14 protein-coding genes and 1 tRNA gene are annotated in these 15847 nt (G+C 67.6%); 3 read left to right on the top strand and 12 right to left on the bottom strand.

The genetic code is table 11. The annotated features are described in order from the left end of the window. Nucleotides 1-43: 43 nt before the first annotated feature. From RHA1_RS27890 to RHA1_RS27900, 3 genes are read right to left on the bottom strand one after another with little or no spacing between them, the layout of a single operon-like run. Entirely contained in the window at nucleotides 44-1477 is a 1434-nt protein-coding gene (locus tag RHA1_RS27890; protein ID WP_011597840.1) for an aldehyde dehydrogenase family protein, read from the bottom strand. Continuing rightward, nucleotides 1474-2304, bottom strand: a complete 831-nt coding sequence (locus tag RHA1_RS27895) for an SDR family oxidoreductase (protein ID WP_041812131.1) — start codon at nucleotides 2302-2304, stop codon at nucleotides 1474-1476. The genes RHA1_RS27890 and RHA1_RS27895 overlap by 4 nt, the downstream gene beginning before the upstream one ends. Nucleotides 2305-2339: 35 nt before the next feature. Further along, nucleotides 2340-4403 carry an acetate--CoA ligase family protein gene (locus RHA1_RS27900; RefSeq protein ID WP_011597842.1) on the bottom strand — a complete coding sequence of 688 codons (2064 nt, stop codon included), beginning with the start codon at nucleotides 4401-4403 and terminating at the stop codon, nucleotides 2340-2342. A gap of 241 nt (nucleotides 4404-4644) precedes the next feature. Between RHA1_RS27900 and RHA1_RS27905 the strand changes: the two genes are divergently transcribed. Next, a complete protein-coding gene (locus RHA1_RS27905) occupies nucleotides 4645-6132 on the top strand; it encodes an APC family permease (RefSeq protein ID WP_011597843.1) in 1488 nt (495 codons plus the stop codon). A gap of 24 nt (nucleotides 6133-6156) precedes the next feature. On the opposite strand, the gene RHA1_RS27910 is transcribed toward RHA1_RS27905, so the two are convergent. The 8 genes from RHA1_RS27910 to RHA1_RS27945 all read right to left on the bottom strand — a co-directional run bounded on the left by RHA1_RS27910 (nucleotide 6157) and on the right by RHA1_RS27945 (nucleotide 12596). Continuing rightward, nucleotides 6157-6735 carry a TetR/AcrR family transcriptional regulator gene (locus tag RHA1_RS27910; RefSeq protein ID WP_011597844.1) on the bottom strand — a complete coding sequence of 193 codons (579 nt, stop codon included), beginning with the start codon at nucleotides 6733-6735 and terminating at the stop codon, nucleotides 6157-6159. Then, entirely contained in the window at nucleotides 6732-7952 is a 1221-nt protein-coding gene (locus RHA1_RS27915; protein ID WP_050787403.1) for a cytochrome P450, read from the bottom strand. Before RHA1_RS27915 ends, RHA1_RS27910 begins: the two co-directional genes overlap by 4 nt. A 54-nt stretch (nucleotides 7953-8006) precedes the next feature. Then, nucleotides 8007-8393 (bottom strand): hypothetical protein, encoded by a 387-nt coding sequence (locus tag RHA1_RS27920; RefSeq protein ID WP_009478964.1) that lies wholly within the window; start codon nucleotides 8391-8393, stop codon nucleotides 8007-8009. 43 nt (nucleotides 8394-8436) lie between these two features. Beyond that, complete coding sequence (locus tag RHA1_RS27925) at nucleotides 8437-9111, bottom strand: hypothetical protein (RefSeq protein ID WP_009478965.1); 675 nt, start codon at nucleotides 9109-9111, stop codon at nucleotides 8437-8439. A 153-nt stretch (nucleotides 9112-9264) separates the two neighbouring features. Further along, nucleotides 9265-9900, bottom strand: coding sequence for a DUF2461 domain-containing protein (locus RHA1_RS27930; protein WP_011597847.1), 636 nt, complete (start codon nucleotides 9898-9900; stop codon nucleotides 9265-9267). Nucleotides 9901-9970: 70 nt separating this feature from the next. Then, on the bottom strand, nucleotides 9971-10951 hold the full coding sequence (locus RHA1_RS27935; RefSeq protein ID WP_011597848.1) for a ribose-phosphate diphosphokinase: 981 nt from the start codon (nucleotides 10949-10951) through the stop codon (nucleotides 9971-9973). Next, a complete protein-coding gene (glmU, locus tag RHA1_RS27940; protein WP_011597849.1) occupies nucleotides 10948-12450 on the bottom strand; it encodes a bifunctional UDP-N-acetylglucosamine diphosphorylase/glucosamine-1-phosphate N-acetyltransferase GlmU in 1503 nt (500 codons plus the stop codon). Before glmU ends, RHA1_RS27935 begins: the two co-directional genes overlap by 4 nt. 75 nt (nucleotides 12451-12525) lie before the next feature. After that, a tRNA-Gln gene (locus RHA1_RS27945) sits at nucleotides 12526-12596 on the bottom strand. Nucleotides 12597-12834: 238 nt separating this feature from the next. On the opposite strand from RHA1_RS27945, the gene RHA1_RS27950 reads away from it, so the two are divergent. Then, nucleotides 12835-13449, top strand: a complete 615-nt coding sequence (locus RHA1_RS27950) for a TetR/AcrR family transcriptional regulator (protein ID WP_206031502.1) — start codon at nucleotides 12835-12837, stop codon at nucleotides 13447-13449. Between the two features lie 114 nt (nucleotides 13450-13563). Next, on the top strand, nucleotides 13564-14205 hold the full coding sequence (locus RHA1_RS27955; RefSeq protein ID WP_011597850.1) for a ScbR family autoregulator-binding transcription factor: 642 nt from the start codon (nucleotides 13564-13566) through the stop codon (nucleotides 14203-14205). A gap of 21 nt (nucleotides 14206-14226) precedes the next feature. Here the strand turns inward: RHA1_RS27955 and RHA1_RS27960 are convergent, their stop codons facing one another. Then, a complete protein-coding gene (locus RHA1_RS27960) occupies nucleotides 14227-15603 on the bottom strand; it encodes a glutamate-1-semialdehyde 2,1-aminomutase (RefSeq protein ID WP_041812136.1) in 1377 nt (458 codons plus the stop codon). Nucleotides 15604-15847: the final 244 nt, after the last annotated feature.

Genomic DNA, 15847 nt, shown 5'->3' on the forward strand with positions numbered 1-15847 from the left:
CGGTTGTGTCGGTGCGGGACTGGGGCGTGTGGGGTGCGTCGGGTCAGTGCTGCACCGCCGTCAGCTCGGTGAACTCCTCGACGCCGAACCGGCCGAGCTCCCGGCCCAGGCCGGAGGACTTCCAGCCGCCGAACGGGGCCTCGGGGTTGAACGGGGCGCCGTTGATGTCGACCTGACCGGTGTCCATCCGGGCCGCGACGCCCAGTGCGCGTTCCGGGTCGGCCGACCACACGGCGCCGCCGAGCCCGTAGTCGCTGTCGTTGGCGAGCCGGATAGCGTCCTCGTCGCCGTCGTGCGGAAGGACGACCAGCACCGGCCCGAAGATCTCGTCACGCACGATCGGGTCGTGCGGTCCGACTTCGGCGAGCACCGTCGGCCGCAGGTAGTGGCCCGTTTCCAGGCCGGCGGGCACACCGGAACCTCCCGCTGCCAGGCGGGCCCCGCCGGCGACCGCCGCGTCGACCGCCTCCGCGATCGAGCGTCGCTGCGCAGCCGAGATCACCGGGCCGAGTTGCGTCGCGCGATCCCGGGGATCACCCACGCGCAACGTGTCGGCGTGGTCGGCGGCGAGTTCGACCGCCTCCTCGTACCGTGCGCGCGGCACGAGCAGGCGAGTCCACGCGCTGCACGTCTGACCCGAGTTGAGCATGGCGGCGTCGACGGTCGCGGTGACCGCCGCCGGCAGTGGGGCATCGCCGAGCACCACGGAGGCCGATTTGCCGCCGAGTTCGAGGCACGCGCGTTTCAGGGATTCGGCGGCGGCGTGCGCGACGCCCCTGCCGACGGCGGTGGAGCCGGTGAAGGACACCACGTCGACCCCGGGATGCGCGGCCAGCGCGGCCCCTACCGTTCGACCGCTGCCCGGAACCAGGTTCAGGACCCCGGGCGGAACGCCGGCATCGAGTGCGGCGTCGGCGAACAGGTAGGTGGACAGCGGAGTGAGTTCGGCCGGCTTGACGACGGTGGTGCATCCCGCCGCGAGAGCCGCTCCCACCTTGGCTGCGAGCTGGTAGAAGGGGTAGTTCCACGGCGTGATGCAGGCGACGACACCCGCGGGACGGCGCAGCAGCACCGTCCGGCCCAGCCGTTCCCGGAACGGAAGGTCCCTCGCGAGCCGCGCATACGATGCGAGGATCTCGATACCGAGGTCGATGTGCGCTTCCTCGGCCACGGTCACCGGGGCTCCCACTTCCGCGACGGTGGTGTCGACGAGGAGCTGCCTCCGCGCGCGCAGGTGGGTGCACAGGTCGTCGAGGATGTCGGCGCGATCCCCGGGAGCGCCTGCACCCCAAGCTGTTCCGGCGGAACGTGCCTCCGCGACGGCGGCATCGACGTGGTCGGCTCCGGCCGACGCCGACCGGCCGATCACGGCCTCGGTGGCCGGGTCGTGCACCTGCGTGCAGTCGGTGACGGGAATCCAGTCCCCGCCGACGAGGATCGAGCTGCGGTCCCAGGTGGTGTGAATCGTGGTGGTCATCGGGCCGCCGCTTGCGAATCCGTGTACACGGACTTGCCGAGCCATTGGCCGCCGTCGGTGACGAGGACCTCGCCGGTGATGTAGCCGGAGCGGTCGCTGAGCAAGAAGGCCGCGGATTCGGCGACTTCCTCCGGCGTCGTGAATCGAGCAGCCGGGACACTCGACAGCACGCGGGCGCGATCCTGCTCGGTGGGCCACAGGGCCGCCCCGGCTCCCTCGGTTTCGGTCGGTCCCGGTGCGATGCAGTTGATCCGGACGCCGCGTCCGCCCCATTCCACGGCCAGCGTGCGCGTCATCGCGACGACACCCGCCTTGGCTGCCGCACTGTGGACGGTGCCGGGATGACCGTGCCACGCGTAGCTGGCGATGGTGTTGAGGATGGTGCCGCGACCGGTCGCCAGCATGTGGCGGCCCGCTGCGCGGGTGCAGTAGAACGTGCCGTTCAGGACGATGTCCACGACGGCCTTCCACCCGCCCGGCGAGAGGTCCTCGCTGGGAACCACGAAGTTGCCTGCGGCGTTGTTGACGAGGGCGTCGAGGCGGCCGTAGCGATCGACCACCCCGTCGATTGCGGCGTCCACGGCGTCGGAATCCCGCACGTCGCACACCACTGCCTGGGCTTTCCCGCCGACCCCCTCGGCCGCCCGGACGGTGTCCTCGAGCGTGTTCTGCCTGCGGCCGAAGACGACGACGGTGCCGCCCGCGGCCGCCCACCGCATCGCGACGGCGCGCCCGATTCCGGAGCCGCCACCCGTGACGACGGCGACGCGGCCTTCGAATTCGTCGGCGGTGTTCGGGACGAGGCCGGGGGAGTGGGTGTCGGTCATCGCATGGTTCTCCTGTGCTGTCTCGGGATGTGGACTCACGGGGCGGGGGCCGGTTCGGCGGCCACGACGAGCGCGTCGACGGTGAGCGCTCCGTCCGGGGCGACGCGGACCGGATTCAATTCGATCTCGGCGATGTCGGGCCGTTCCGCGATCAACCGGGACACCCGTGTGATCACGTCGACCACGCCGTCGACGGACACCGCGGGGCGTCCCCGCCACCCGCGGAGAAGCGGCATGCAGCGGAGGCGTTCGAGCATCGCGAGGGCATCGCCGGGTCCGACCGGGGCAGATTCGAGACAGATGTCCTGGAGCACTTCGGTTTCGGTTCCGCCGGCGCCCACTACGATCACCGGACCGAGGTCGGGATCACGGCGCGCGCCGACCAGGATCTCCACGGTGCCCGCCCGGGTGTCCTGCTCCTCGAGCACGTAGTCGCCGTCGCCGAGCCGTGAGTGCATGTCCTCGAAGGTGCGCGCCAGCTGTTCGGGACCGTCGATGCCGACCGCGACGCCGCCCGCCTCGCTCTTGTGCTCGAGCCAACTCGCCTTGAGGACGAACGGGGCCCGCAAACGGCCGGCCAGTTCGACCGCCTCCTCGTGGGTGTGCACGACTCCGCCGTCGGGGAAGGCGACTCCGAGTTCGGTGAGGAGTTCGCGCGCGGCCCAGTATCCGGGCCGGAGTCCGTCCCGCGGAACGGGCTCGGAGAGGGCGTGGTTCGACGGTTGCGGCGGTCGCAGGCGGGACAGCCCGGACAGGGCGCGGACCGCGGAGTCGACCGTGTCGAACACGGGGACGCCGTGCCGCCACAACGCCTGTGCGGTGCTCGATTCCGGAGCCATGGTGTGGACGACGACGGGTTTGCCGGTCTCCGCGGACGCCCGGCCGATCCGTTCGGCCACGGCCGCTTCGTGTTCGGCGAGAGTGGGAGCGTCCCGCGCGTAGCAGCCGAAATACCCGGTGAGCACCACGGCGTCCGACTCGTCGGCACGGAGGAGACGGCCGACGACGCTCGCGTAACTTCCCAGATCTTGCTCGCCCGCCCCGGCGAGGTCCACCGGGTTGTTGCTGGCTGCACCGGCCGGCAGTTGCAGGGCAACGGATTCGGCGAGCGCCGGGGAGAAGTCGGGAACGGTCAATGCGCTCGCGCTCGTCACGTCCGCGGCGATCGCGCACTGCCCGCCGCTGTCGCCGACGATGGCGACGCGGTTGCCGGCAGGAACGGTGGTGGAGAGGAATGCCCGGGCGACGGTGATCAACTCGTCGGGGCTGCTCACGCGGAGCACTCCCGCTGCGCGGCACGCGGCGTCGACGACGTCTAGGGCAGAGGTGAGCGAGCCCGTGTGGGAACGCGCCAGACGCGTGCTCGCGGCGCTGGCGCCGACCGTCAGCAGCAGGGTCGGTCGTCCGGTGTCGCGCAGGGCGCGCAACGTCCGGAACAGGGATTCACCGTCGCTGAAGCTTTCGAGGTACAGGGCGATCACGCGCGTCGGGTCGTGGCCGCCGAGCTCGGCGAGCAGTTCGGCGGCGGTGACGTCGGACTGGTTACCGATGGAGACGAACCGGGAGACGCCCACACCGTGCCGGGCGCCGAGCGCGGCGAGTTCGGAGCCGAGTTGCCCGCTCTGCGAGATGATCGCGAGCGGCCCGGGTGTGAACCGTCCCCATGCCAGCGAGAGGTCGGTGGCGCTGTCGTAGATGCCGAGACTGTTGGTGCCGACGAGTCGCGCTCCGGCACTGCGGATCCGGGCCGCGAGTTCGGCTTCGCCGGGGACGCCCGCGGTGACGCCGAGGAATCCGCGGACGCCGAGTGTGAGGGCCTCGTCCACCACGTCCGAGACGAACGGCGCCGGCACGCAGAGCGCCACGAGGTCGGGGACCTCGGGGAGGGCAGACAGGTTCGGGTGGCACGGGTGTTCGAGGAGGGTGTCGGTTCTCCTGTTGACCAGATGAACTCGGCGGCGGTGTTCGCCCATCAGGGCGCCGCTCGCCAGCCAGTAACCCCACTTCGCGGGATCGGCGGAGGCGCCGACGACGGCTACCGAGGCAGGGTCGGAGAAGGCGCTCAGGTGTGTGACGGACTCGGCCACCACAGTGGTCATAGGGGACTCTCCTCGATCTCGTGTTGCTGTCGATCGGAAAATAGATAACTGGCGCATCAGTCAATTTAGATTGTGGCGGCACTCACAGGGGCTGTCAACCCACTCGTCGCGGTCGCGGCGGGTGCCGCTCGGGAGGCGATGCGCTCTTGACATCGAGTGTGATCGCCCTCACGATGATTCATAACTGGCCCACCAGCCAACTATTCGACACCCTCTGTCCTGTCATCCGCGAGGAGCGTTCATGAAGACTGTGCACGATGGATCGACCACGGAGGACACGATGATGTCCTCGGCGGAAAGCACCGACGCCGAGGCACAGCTGCCGCGCGGAATCCTCCCGACGTGGGCAGTGTTCGGAGTGTCGCTCGGCATCCTGGCGCCCGCATCCACGCTGGCCCTCGCGATCGGTGTCGTCGTCACGATCGCAGGCAACCTCAGCTGGATCACCTGGGCCGTGACCTCGGTGCTGGTCCTCGGGTTCGCCGGGGGCATCGGCTGGCTGGCCAAACGCTTCACCACCACCGGCGGAACGTACGGACTCGCGGCTCGCGCGGCAGGCAAGCCGGCCGGATTCTTCGTGATGGTCACCCACCTCGCGTCGTCACTCGTCGCGGGACCCGCGTGCGTGATCGGCTCGGCGATCTACCTCGACGCATTCCTCCAGAAGGTGGGTCTGCCTGCGAGCACGTGGACGCTCGGCATCTGCGCCGGGGCCGTCGCAGTCGCCGTGACCGCCCTGAACCTTCGTGAAGTGAAGCTGTCCGCGAAGCTGCTGCTGGTGATCGAATTCTTCACGGTGGCAGTGATCGTCGTGCTCCTGATCGTGGTTCTCGCGAATTCGGACACCGGTCCGATCGACAGTAGGCAGTTCGACTTCCACGGCTTCAGTGCCACAGCGATTCTCGCGACCGCGGGCTTCTCCGTGTTCTCCCTCGCCGGATTCGACCACGCCGCCACCTTGGGGCGGGAGGCGCGTCATCCCAAGCGGGCCATCAGCTTCGCCGTCGTCGGGTCGGTCCTGGCCTGCGGGGTGCTCTACATCGTCGCCACCTACATCATCGTGCTCGGCTTCCGCGGGGTGCCGATCGACAACATGAACGCACCCCTCGACACCCTCGCCGAGCACAACGGCGTCGGGTGGCTCGGCTACCTGATCGACATCGGTGTCGCCATCAGCTTCTTCGGATCCACGCTCGGAGTCATGGCAGGCACCAGCCGGACCGTGTACACCCTGGCCCGCGACGGTCTGCTGCCCGCTCGCCTCGGCAAGGTCAGTGCCCGCCACGGCACCCCCGTCGGTGCGGTGACGACCCTCGGCGTCATCTACCTCGTGGCCGGGCTCCTCGGCGTGGTGGTGACGGCGGCGGAGACGTCGTACGGCCTGCTCGGGACGTACGCCGGCTACATGCTGATCGCCGCCTACGGACTCACCGCACTGGCGGCCGGCTATTGCGCGGTCCGGTCGCGGTCGCTGCGCCTGGGCATCGGACTCGCAACCGTCCTCGCCGCGATCGGGTCCGTGCTCGTCTACTGGTACAGCTTCAACCCGTTCCCGTCCGGGGCGCGGGGCGTGGTCGCGTGGATCTTCTTCGCGACCGTGCTCGGCTACATCGCCCTGTACTGCTACCTGCGGCTCCGCAAGCCGCTCGTCTTCGCGCGGATCGGTGAGTCCGACCGGAAGACAACCCTCGAAGTCGATGCCGACGAGCAGGCGGGCGCGGTGCGCTGACGGTCACCTCCCCGGTGGCAGGTGTCAGGCGCATCCGGAGTCGTGCTCGGCGAGTGCCGGTGCGACGAACTGCTCGAGCATCGTGCGTTCGTCGGTGTCGTCGACGCCAGGGACGGTGAGCAGGGAGACGATGATCCGGACGAGCCACCGTGCCTTCCGGGACGTCTCCTCGCCGGAGAACCCCGCCTGCCCCAGGAAGGCGGAGCCCAGCGATTCGATGACGTCCGACGAGTGCGCGATCTGCGCGGCGAGGCCGGAGTCGCCGAGCTGGAACCAGGCGGCCAGAGTCGGGTCGGCGCGCACCAGCCGGATCGCGGCCAGCATCGCCTCCACGATCACATCCTTCGGATCACCGGCCGCGGACACCTCCTCCGCGACCAGCGCGCCGATGCGCCGGGCCTCGCGGTGAACGAACGCCAGCTGCAGCGACTGCCTGCTGTCGAAGTAGCGGTACAACGTGGCCCGGGAACATCCGGCCGCCCGGGCGACCTCGGCCATCCCGACGGCCGCGATGCCGTTCTCGACATACAGCTGGGCCGCGACGTCGAGGATCCGCTCGGCGGCGAGGCGGGGGCGTTCGTCCCGCATCCAGTCGGCGGTCATGCTTCACGCACCCGGAACGGGACGCTCGTCGGGCGGCGCACGTAATTGCCGTCCGCATAGACGACGGCGTCGATGTCGACGGTGAAATCGGGGCAGCGCGCCAGCAGTTCCTCGAGCGCGATCCGCGCCTGCATCCGTGCCGCGGCCGCACCGAGGCAGTGGTGGGCCCCATGGCTGAAGGTGAGGATCTGCTTCGGACTGCGACGCACGTCCAGGACCTCGGCATCCGGTCCGAACCGGCGCGGATCGCGGTTAGCGGAGCCGTACAGCAGGAGTACCTTCCGTCCCTCGGGAACGACGGTGCCTTCGATCTCGACGTCGCGGGTCACCGTGCGAGCGAGGCCCTGGACGGGGGCGGTGAGCCGGAGCAATTCCTCGACGGCGTCACGAACGAGCTCCGGATGTTCGATCAGGTCGCGTCGCTGATCCCGGTGCTCGGTGAGCAACTGGACTGCGCCGCCGAGCATCCCGGTGGTGGTGTCGTTGCCGCCGGTGACCATCGTGAACGCGAAACCGAGGATGGATAGCAGCCCGGTGATGTCGCCGTCGGCTCCCATCCCGCCCGCGACGAGGTGCGAGATCGTGTCGTCTCCGGGGTCGGTGCGCCGCCGCTCGATCAGTCCGGTGAAGTAGCCCATCAGTTCGGTGACCGCACCCGTCGCCTGCAGCGTGTCGCCCTGCGCATTGGCCGCGACGATGGCCTCGGTCCACCCGTCGAACTGCGCCCGGTCCTCGTCGGGGACACCGAGGTAGTGGGCAACGACCATGCTCGGCAGCGGCTTGAACAGTTCCTTCACCACATCGCCCGCACCTGCCTCCCGCAGTCGTTCGATGCGCTCCACCACGAACGCCCGGACGTTCGGCTCGACGGCGGTGACCTGCCGTGGGGTGAATCCCTTCGACACGAGACGGCGGAACGCGGTGTGGTCGGGCGGGTCGAGCATCACCAGCGGCGGATTGTCCTGCAGGCCGATCTTCTCCAGCTCGCCGTATGTCGTGGTGAGGCCGGCGGCGGAGGAGAACGTCTCGGGGTCCCGGGCCGCCGCGTAGACGTCGGCGTGCCGGGACAACACCCAGTAGTCGTTGCCGGGTGCGTCCTCGGGGACGACGTGATGGACGGGGTCGTGGTCGCGCAGGCCTGCGTACATCTGCCACGGGGCACGCCACGACTGTCCGGACCTCGGTACGAACGAAACGCTCGACACATGTGCGGTCATGTATCGATAGTGAGACACATTGCCCATTGTGTCAATGGTGCGGATGCGGCCTCTCTAGCCGAACAGGGCGAACGCCACGACAGCGAGGATCAGGACGAGTACCGGTGTGAGGATGAGCAGCAACCCGAACAGTCCGGGATTCTTCACCGGCCGATGGTCGATCGCGCCCTTGCTGAAACTGCTGAACGGCGACGCGTAGTACACCGGGGGAGCCGGGTGGTACCGGTTGTCGACGGTGATCTGCGCCCTGCCCTGCTCCCAGATCCACGGGACCGAGATCTGGATGTGGTGCACGCCCGGCGGTGCCGGAATTTCGTTGTGTCCCCATCGAAGCGGCACGGGATGGCCGTTGATGCGGGCATTAGGGGTCACCAGCATCGGGCCCATCGGCGGCTTCTTCGCGTCGATGACGAGCGCGGTGGGTGAGGAGGCGGGCTGCATGAAGGGCGAGAGTATCACCCGGACGCAGCCCGAAAAGTACGGCCTACTGGCCGGCCGCGATCCGGGCCTTCTCCAGCGCCGCGAGGGTGCGGAGCACGGTGGCACGCTGCTTCTCGAGGTCGCTGATTCGAGCACGCGCGGCGAGGCCGGCGGGCTCGCCGATCAGGTTCATCTGGGCGTCGATGGCCGAGAGCTGATCGAGCAGGCCCGTGACGCGCGATTCGAGTGCGGCGACGTCGACGGCATCGGTGCGCACCGGTGCCACCGGCGGGGTGGCCGACGTGCGGGACGCACTCGGGCGGGTCGACGCGGAGGCCGACGACGTTCCGGAATGAGCGGTGCTGCGCGGCTCCGACACCACACTGGCCGCCCGGGGGCGCAGGGCCTTGCGGACGGCCGCCGGGTCCGGGAGTTCCGCAAGCTTCATCTCGTTGAGTTCGCGGCGGGCGTCGCGGGCGTTGACCCGGTGCTCACGCTCTTCGTCGTCGTCCGACTGCAATGTTCCGCCGAGCGGCCGCAGACCGTACATGCCCAGGAAGCGGCGGGCCTCGTCGATGACCGATTCCTTCTCGCGGCAAGTGCCACAGCGAGGTTCGTTACGGAACATCTCGACGGCGTTGTCGTCTCCGCACCACACGCACGCCCCCGGCGACCAACGCCGGACGTTTCGAATTGCAGCGATATCGATAGGGCCGGAGAGAGTCTGCGCGTCGATCACGACGAGCCACAGTAGGGGATTTCGGGCGTGCGGGTCACATCGCCGTAAGTACGACCTGCGGTTCTGCGCCCGAGCGTGACGAAGATCATGCCGAGGCGCGCAAACTGCTCCGCAAACGCTGTGTGCCACACGTGTTTTCCCGACCGGTAAGTTTCATTCTCCGGCACCGATGACGGTGGTCAGCCACTCGACGAGCGGCCGCATCGAACGCCAGGCGATGCGCACTTCGTCAGCGGCGCGGGGAGTTTCGATCCAGTCGGGGGAGAGGTAGCTCCGGCTGGCCGTGAGCGACCTGTGACGCATCAGGTCCAGCCGCGGGTGGTCCTCGGCGACGCCGCGAGGACGGGTCTTGAGTGTGTCGCCGCCGATCTCGAATCCCGACGACCGGACCTTCTTCACGAGCCGGACGAGTTCGCGGCCCTTGCGGTCGTCGTCGACGGCGTCACGGAAACGCCCGACCTGGAGCGGGGTATGCGAATAGAAGCCGCCCGCGACGAACAGTCCGGCGGCATCGATCTGCACGTAGTAGCCCACGCCGGGACGGGTCTCGACGAATCCGCCCTGATGGGTCTTGTAGGGCGTCTTGTCCTTCGAGAACCGGACATCGCGGTAGGGGCGAAACACCTTGCCCGCGCCGAACTCCGATTCGAGTTCCGCGAGCAGGGCGGTCATGGGTGCGCGCACGGAGTCGTCGTAGACGGATTTGTGCGCGGTCCAGAAGCTCTTGCTGTTGTCTGCCTCGAGGTCCTCGTAGAAGTCGAGAGCAGCGGTGGGGATCCCGGTGAACACAGGGAAAGGCTACGCCTGTGAGTGGTTGGCGAGTCTCTGGACTCGTCAACCACTCACAGGCGCGGAGCTCCTAGGCGTTGCCGTTGAACAGCGACGTGACCGAGCCGTTCTCGAAAACTTCCTTGATGGTGCGAGCAAGCAGCGGCGCGATGGACAGCACCGTGAGGGTCGGGAACTTCTTCGACTCGTCGATCGGGAGCGTGTTGGTGACGATGACTTCCTTGGCACCACACGCGGCGAGACGCTCGGCCGCCGGATCGGACAGGACACCGTGGGTGGCGGCGATGATCACGTCGCCCGCGCCGGCCTCCTTGAGGATCTTCACGGCGCCGGCGATGGTTCCACCGGTGTCGATCATGTCGTCGATCAGGATGCAGGTGTGGCCTTCGACGTCACCGACGACGCGGTTGGACTTCACCTGGTTGGGCACCAGCGGGTCGCGCGTCTTGTGGATGAATGCCAGCGGCGCGCCACCGAGGGTGTCGGCCCACTTCTCGGCGACCCGGACGCGACCGGAGTCGGGGGAGACGACGGCGATGTTGTCGGTGCCGTAGTTGCCGCGGATGTACTCGGCGAGCTGACCCTGGGCGTGCATGTGGTCGACGGGGCCGTCGAAGAAGCCCTGGATCTGGTCGGTGTGGAGATCGACCGTGATGATGCGGTCGGCGCCTGCCGTCTTGAGGAGGTCGGCGATCAGGCGAGCCGAGATGGGCTCACGGCCGCGGTGCTTCTTGTCCTGGCGTGCGTACGGGTAGAACGGCAGGATCGCGGTGATGCGCTTGGCCGATCCGCGCTTGAGCGCGTCGATCATGATCAGCTGTTCCATCACCCACGTGTTCAGCGGGGCCGGGTGGCTCTGCAGCACGAAGGCGTCGGAGCCGCGGACCGACTCCTCGAAACGGACGAAGATCTCGCCGTTCGCGAAGTCACGGGCAGTCTGCGGGGTGACCCGCACGTCGAGTTCCTTTGCTACCTGTTCGGCCAGCTCCGGATGCGCGCGACCAGAAAAAAGCATGAGGTTCTTCTGGTTGTCGATCCAATTCGCGGTCACTGCTCTATGCCATCCTTTAAATCTTGCTTCTCGGTTTCGTGCAGATCTGAACTGTGGTGCAGTCCCGCGGCGGCTGCCGCCTCGGCGGCGGCGGTACCGGGGCGATTTCGTTGCACCCAGCCGTCAATATTGCGCTGCTTCCCGCCGGAGACCGCGAGTGCCCCCGGTGGAACGTCGAAACGCAGCACCGTGCCGGCGCCGGTGTAAGCACCGTCACCGACCTGTACCGGAGCGACGAACATGGTGTCCGATCCGGTCCGGACGTGTGACCCCACCACCGTACGGCTCTTGGCGACGCCGTCGTAATTGACGAACACGCTCGACGCACCGATGTTGCTGTACTCGCCGATCGTGGCGTCGCCCACGTAGGTCAGGTGAGGAACTTTGGTGTGCGCCCCGATGTCGGCGTTCTTCGTCTCGACGAAGGCGCCGAGCTTGCCGGACGCACCGAGGACGGTGCCGGGACGCAGGTAGGAGAACGGCCCGACGGTGGCGCCCGCGCCGATCGTCGATTCCGAGCCGTGGGTACGCACCACGCTGGCGCCTTCGCCGACCGTCACGTCGGTGAGGGTGGTGTCGGGACCGATCACGGCGTCCTCGCCGACGGCGGTGGTGCCGAGCAGTTGCACTCCCGGATGGATGGTGACGTCGCGAGCGAGTGTGACGCCGACGTCGATCCAGGTGGTCGACGGATCGACGACGGTGACCCCGGCCCGCATCCAGTTCTCGACGGTGCGGCGATTGAGTTCGGCAGCCAGCCTCGACAGCTGGACGCGATCGTTGGCGCCTGCGACCTTCGCGGAGTCGGCCAGGTGGGCGGCGAAAACGGGTGCGCCGGCCTCGCGGGCGATCTTGACGACGTCGGTCAGGTACAGCTCGCCCTGCGCGTTGTTCGCATTGAGCTGCCCGAGCGCGGAGCGCAGGAACTCGGCGTCGAACGCGTACACGCCGGCGTTGACCTCGGTGATGGCCGCCTGCTCCTCGGTGGCGTCGGCCTCTTCCACGATCTCGGCGATCTCACCGTCGTGGGGCAGTCTGACGATCCGCCCGTAGCCGCGGGGCTCGGGAGCGGTGAACGTCAGCACGGTGACCGCCGAGGGGGTCGGCTCGCTGTGGTGCTCGTCGACGAGAGCGTGCAGGGTGCGGCCGTCGAGCAGCGGGACGTCCGCGGCGGTGACCAGCACGGTCCCGCGGAAGTCGGCGGGCAGGGCGGACAGGCCGCATTCGACGGCGTGTCCGGTGCCGTTCTGCTCGTCCTGGACGGCGATCGCGATCGGGCGGCCCAGTTCGGCCTCGAGGGCGCTGACGGCGACCCCGACGCGTTCCTTGTCGTGCCCGACGACGGTGACGAGGTGCGTCGGATCGACCTCGGCGGCGGCGTACAGGGAGTGCGCCAGCATCGTGCGTCCGCCCAGAGTGTGCAACACCTTGGGGGTCTTCGACCGCATCCGAGTTCCCGCGCCGGCGGCGAGGACGACCACGGCGGTCTGCACTGGCATGAAGCTCCCTCTGAGTCGTTCCGCTCTTGCTGTTCTCGACAGCTCCACCTGCAGGAATGTGCTCCGCAGGCTCCGCTCCGCCGCCAGGACTCGAACCTGAACTATCTGAACCAAAATCAGAGGTGCTGCCATTACACTACGGCGGATTGCCACGCACACGGGGTGTCGCGCCCGTTTGCGCGAGAGAATCCTCGCATGCCGACCCGCCGCCCGTCGAACCGCTGCGGAAATTTGTCTCGATCGTCCCGATAGAGTGGGTGCTACCTGCAGTGTTTCCGCGCTGCCCGCGGCACTTCGTCGTCGCGAGTGTCAGGAAAGGAAGGTGCCTCGGTGCCCCGACCCACGGAGTTGGACGCGACCCCCGAGAGGGCGGTCCGCACCCGGATGACCGGTACGCAACGGCGGGAGCAGTTGATCGAGATCGGCCGTGCCCTGTTTGCCGAGCGAGGGTACGAGGCGACGTCGATCGAGGAGATCGCACAGCGGGCCCACGTCTCCAAGCCTGTCGTCTACGAACACTTCGGCGGCAAGGAGGGCCTCTATGCCGTCGTCGTGGATCGGGAGATGTCGCGACTGCTGGAGATGGTGACGTCCTCGCTGAAGCAGAATCGCTCCCGGGTCCGGGTCGAGCGGGTGGCGCTTGCGCTGCTCACCTATGTGGAGGAGCACACCGACGGGTTCCGCATCCTCGTCCGCGACTCTCCGGTGGCGGCACCGGACGGTACGTACTCGAGCCTGCTGAACGAGGCCATCGGTCAGGTCGGGCACATCCTGGCCGGCGACTTCTCGCGGCGTGGTTTCAATCCCGATCTGGCCCTGCTGTACGCGCAGGCGCTGGTCGGGATGGTGTCCACCACCGCCACGTGGTGGCTGGACGAGCGGACGCCGCCGAAGGAGGTCGTCGCCGCGCATCTCGTCAACCTGTGCTGGAACGGGTTGACCAATCTCGAGGCGGATCCGCAGCTGGGCACCGATCGGCCCCGTACGACACCTCAGTGAACGTGTTCTCGTTTCCCGACTCGCGGTTCAACTTCACTAGGGCTGCGCCTGTCAAGTGCTAGGGTTCGCTGGAGTTTGCGCGCCCCGTCGGGGGGGTTGTTCGGGAGGCAGTCGATGGCGAGACAGGTTCGAGCAGAGGTAACTCGGGCGTCGGTCCTCATGGCGGCGGCCGACGTATTCTTACGTCTCGGTTACGCCAACGCGGGTCTCAACGAAATCATCGAGCAGTCCGGTGTGACCAAAGGTGCGTTGTACTTCCACTTCAGTTCCAAGGACGACCTGGCGCGCGGCGTCATCGACGAGGGGCAGATCCGTCTGACCGCCGGAATGACGTCCGTCAGCGACGGGCCGACGCCGGCTCTGGAAGCGCTCGTCGCCCTGTCCTACGTGGCGATCGAGGCGGCGAGTTCCGATCCGATCGTCGCGGCCATGCTGCGACTGCAGCACGAGATCGGCGACTACCAGGGGACGCACGGCAACGTGGTGGCCTCATGGCAGCAGGGCTTCGAGCGACTCGTCGCACGTGCGGTCGAGGAGGGCGACATCCTCACGGAAGACGACGTCTCCGCGGGAACTCTGTCCACGTTCCTGCTCGGGTCGCTGCTCGGTGCCCACGTGGTCGCGACCGCGACCGGCGCCTTCGACGATCTTCCGCGTCGCATGGAACGGGTCTGGTACTTCATTCTTCCCGGACTGGTCGAGCCGTCGAAGCTCGTGTACTTCCGCCAGTTCGCCTCGCGGCGCTTGCTGCGCTGAGCGATCCCTGCGGCTGCACGATCAGTCCGATGTATCGGTCCGGCGGGGTGCCGCATAACGGCGCAGAGCAGGGGCGACGGGGCGGCCACGGAGAAATCCGGCCACGCCACCGGATTCGATTGCCCTACTGTAGATTTCGAGAGCGCGATGGATCACTTCCAGAGTGAGGTCGACGTCGGCCGAGCGGTGCGCCGCAGACGTGACAAACGATTGGCACAGAACGCCACCTGACAAGAGTTCTTGCAGGAAGAGCGTCCGGAATTCCTGTGATGGCTGATAGTTCAGGTCACGCGTGACGAAAATCAGGCATGAAGGCCGGCCTATCACCTGGACGTAATCCGCAATCCCCATATCTGCAGCGGTTGCGCCGACTCCTTCGGCGATGCGCCTGCCGGACTGCTCCATGCGCGAAATCGGATCCTCGGTGGCGTAGGCGTGTACGACTGCGCGGAAAGCCGCGAGCGCTCCGCACTCGGGTCCGTGGGTCGTGGACAGGAGGAAGACCCGGTCGTGGTCCGTGTTCAGCCCGCCGAACTCCATGTACTCGCGTTTGCCCGCCAGGGCTGAAATCGGGAAGCCGTTACCCATCGCCTTACCCCAGCACGACAAGTCGGGTGTGACCGCGTACTCCGTTTGTGCGCCGCCTTGTGACCATCGGAATCCTGTGATCATCTCGTCGAAGATGAGAAGGGCTCCGCGCTCGTCGCAGAGCGACCGAACGGCGTCGAGGTATCCGGGTGTCGGCTCAGCTGTAGCGGTGGCTGCCTCCATGACAACACAGGCCACCCGGTGTGGATTCTCGTCGAACACCGAGACAAGTGAATTGAGGTCATTGAATCGGAAGCTGCGTGTCTTGGCGGCGACATCGGAGGGAACACCGCTGTTCATTGCGGTTGTGCCGATGAACCAGTCGTCCACGGAGAAGAACGGTTGATTGCAGACCGCCACCAGCTCGCGTCCCGTCACAGCTCGGGCGAGGCGGACCGCCGCAGTGGTGGCGTCGGACCCGTTCTTGGCAAACTTCACCATGTCTGCACCGGGAACGAGTTGGAGAAAGTCCTCGGCCGCGTGCAATTCGAGTTCCGTCGGACGGCTGAAGTTCGTACCACGGGAGATGGCCGCACACACGGCGTCGACCACGGGGGCGTACCCGTGTCCCAGTGTCACGGACCGGAGACCCATGCCGTATTCGACGAAACTGTTCCCGTCCACATCCCATACGCGGGCTCCCTTCCCGCCGACAAGTACCGGCGCCATGTAATCCGGGTACTGGTCGGGACCGCGCGCATAGGTATGCGCTCCGCCCGGCACAAGTTTGTTCAGCCGTGCCTGCAGCTCGTTCGAGCGAGAAAAGGAGCGACTGACCGCGTCGTCCTCGAGGGGCATGGCGACCTCCATGGCTCGGAGATGCATCGCGACGCAATTGTGTCACCTGGTCGGTCGACTGTTGTGCTGAACGGGAGAAACCGGTCGACGACACGCCGGATGTGGATGTCGAGGTCGGGGAGCGGACCGTGGTGTGGAGGAAAGGGTTGCGGTATCGTCGAATCGACCTCTACCTGTCCCTTTCGGACTGGGCTGACATAGTGTGCTACCCGCTCGGGGGTCGCTGCCGTCCTCTCGCGAATGAGTGTCCGAAGGG

The organism is Rhodococcus jostii RHA1 (genome assembly GCF_000014565.1).
Lineage (GTDB): Bacteria > Actinomycetota > Actinomycetes > Mycobacteriales > Mycobacteriaceae > Rhodococcus_F > Rhodococcus_F jostii_A.

What these genes read in the sequence shown, in the direction of transcription:
- RHA1_RS27890 (WP_011597840.1), bottom strand. Translation starts at nt 1,477, where the DNA reads ATGACCACCACGATTCACACCACCTGGGACCGCAGCTCGATCCTCGTC.
- RHA1_RS27895 (WP_041812131.1), bottom strand. Translation starts at nt 2,304, where the DNA reads ATGACCGACACCCACTCCCCCGGCCTCGTCCCGAACACCGCCGACGAA.
- RHA1_RS27900 (WP_011597842.1), bottom strand. Translation starts at nt 4,403, where the DNA reads ATGACCACTGTGGTGGCCGAGTCCGTCACACACCTGAGCGCCTTCTCC.
- RHA1_RS27905 (WP_011597843.1), top strand. Translation starts at nt 4,645, where the DNA reads ATGAAGACTGTGCACGATGGATCGACCACGGAGGACACGATGATGTCC.
- RHA1_RS27910 (WP_011597844.1), bottom strand. Translation starts at nt 6,735, where the DNA reads ATGACCGCCGACTGGATGCGGGACGAACGCCCCCGCCTCGCCGCCGAG.
- RHA1_RS27915 (WP_050787403.1), bottom strand. Translation starts at nt 7,952, where the DNA reads ATGACCGCACATGTGTCGAGCGTTTCGTTCGTACCGAGGTCCGGACAG.
- RHA1_RS27920 (WP_009478964.1), bottom strand. Translation starts at nt 8,393, where the DNA reads ATGCAGCCCGCCTCCTCACCCACCGCGCTCGTCATCGACGCGAAGAAG.
- glmU (WP_011597849.1), bottom strand. Translation starts at nt 12,450, where the DNA reads ATGCCAGTGCAGACCGCCGTGGTCGTCCTCGCCGCCGGCGCGGGAACT.
- RHA1_RS27950 (WP_206031502.1), top strand. Translation starts at nt 12,835, where the DNA reads ATGACCGGTACGCAACGGCGGGAGCAGTTGATCGAGATCGGCCGTGCC.
- RHA1_RS27955 (WP_011597850.1), top strand. Translation starts at nt 13,564, where the DNA reads ATGGCGAGACAGGTTCGAGCAGAGGTAACTCGGGCGTCGGTCCTCATG.
- RHA1_RS27960 (WP_041812136.1), bottom strand. Translation starts at nt 15,603, where the DNA reads ATGGAGGTCGCCATGCCCCTCGAGGACGACGCGGTCAGTCGCTCCTTT.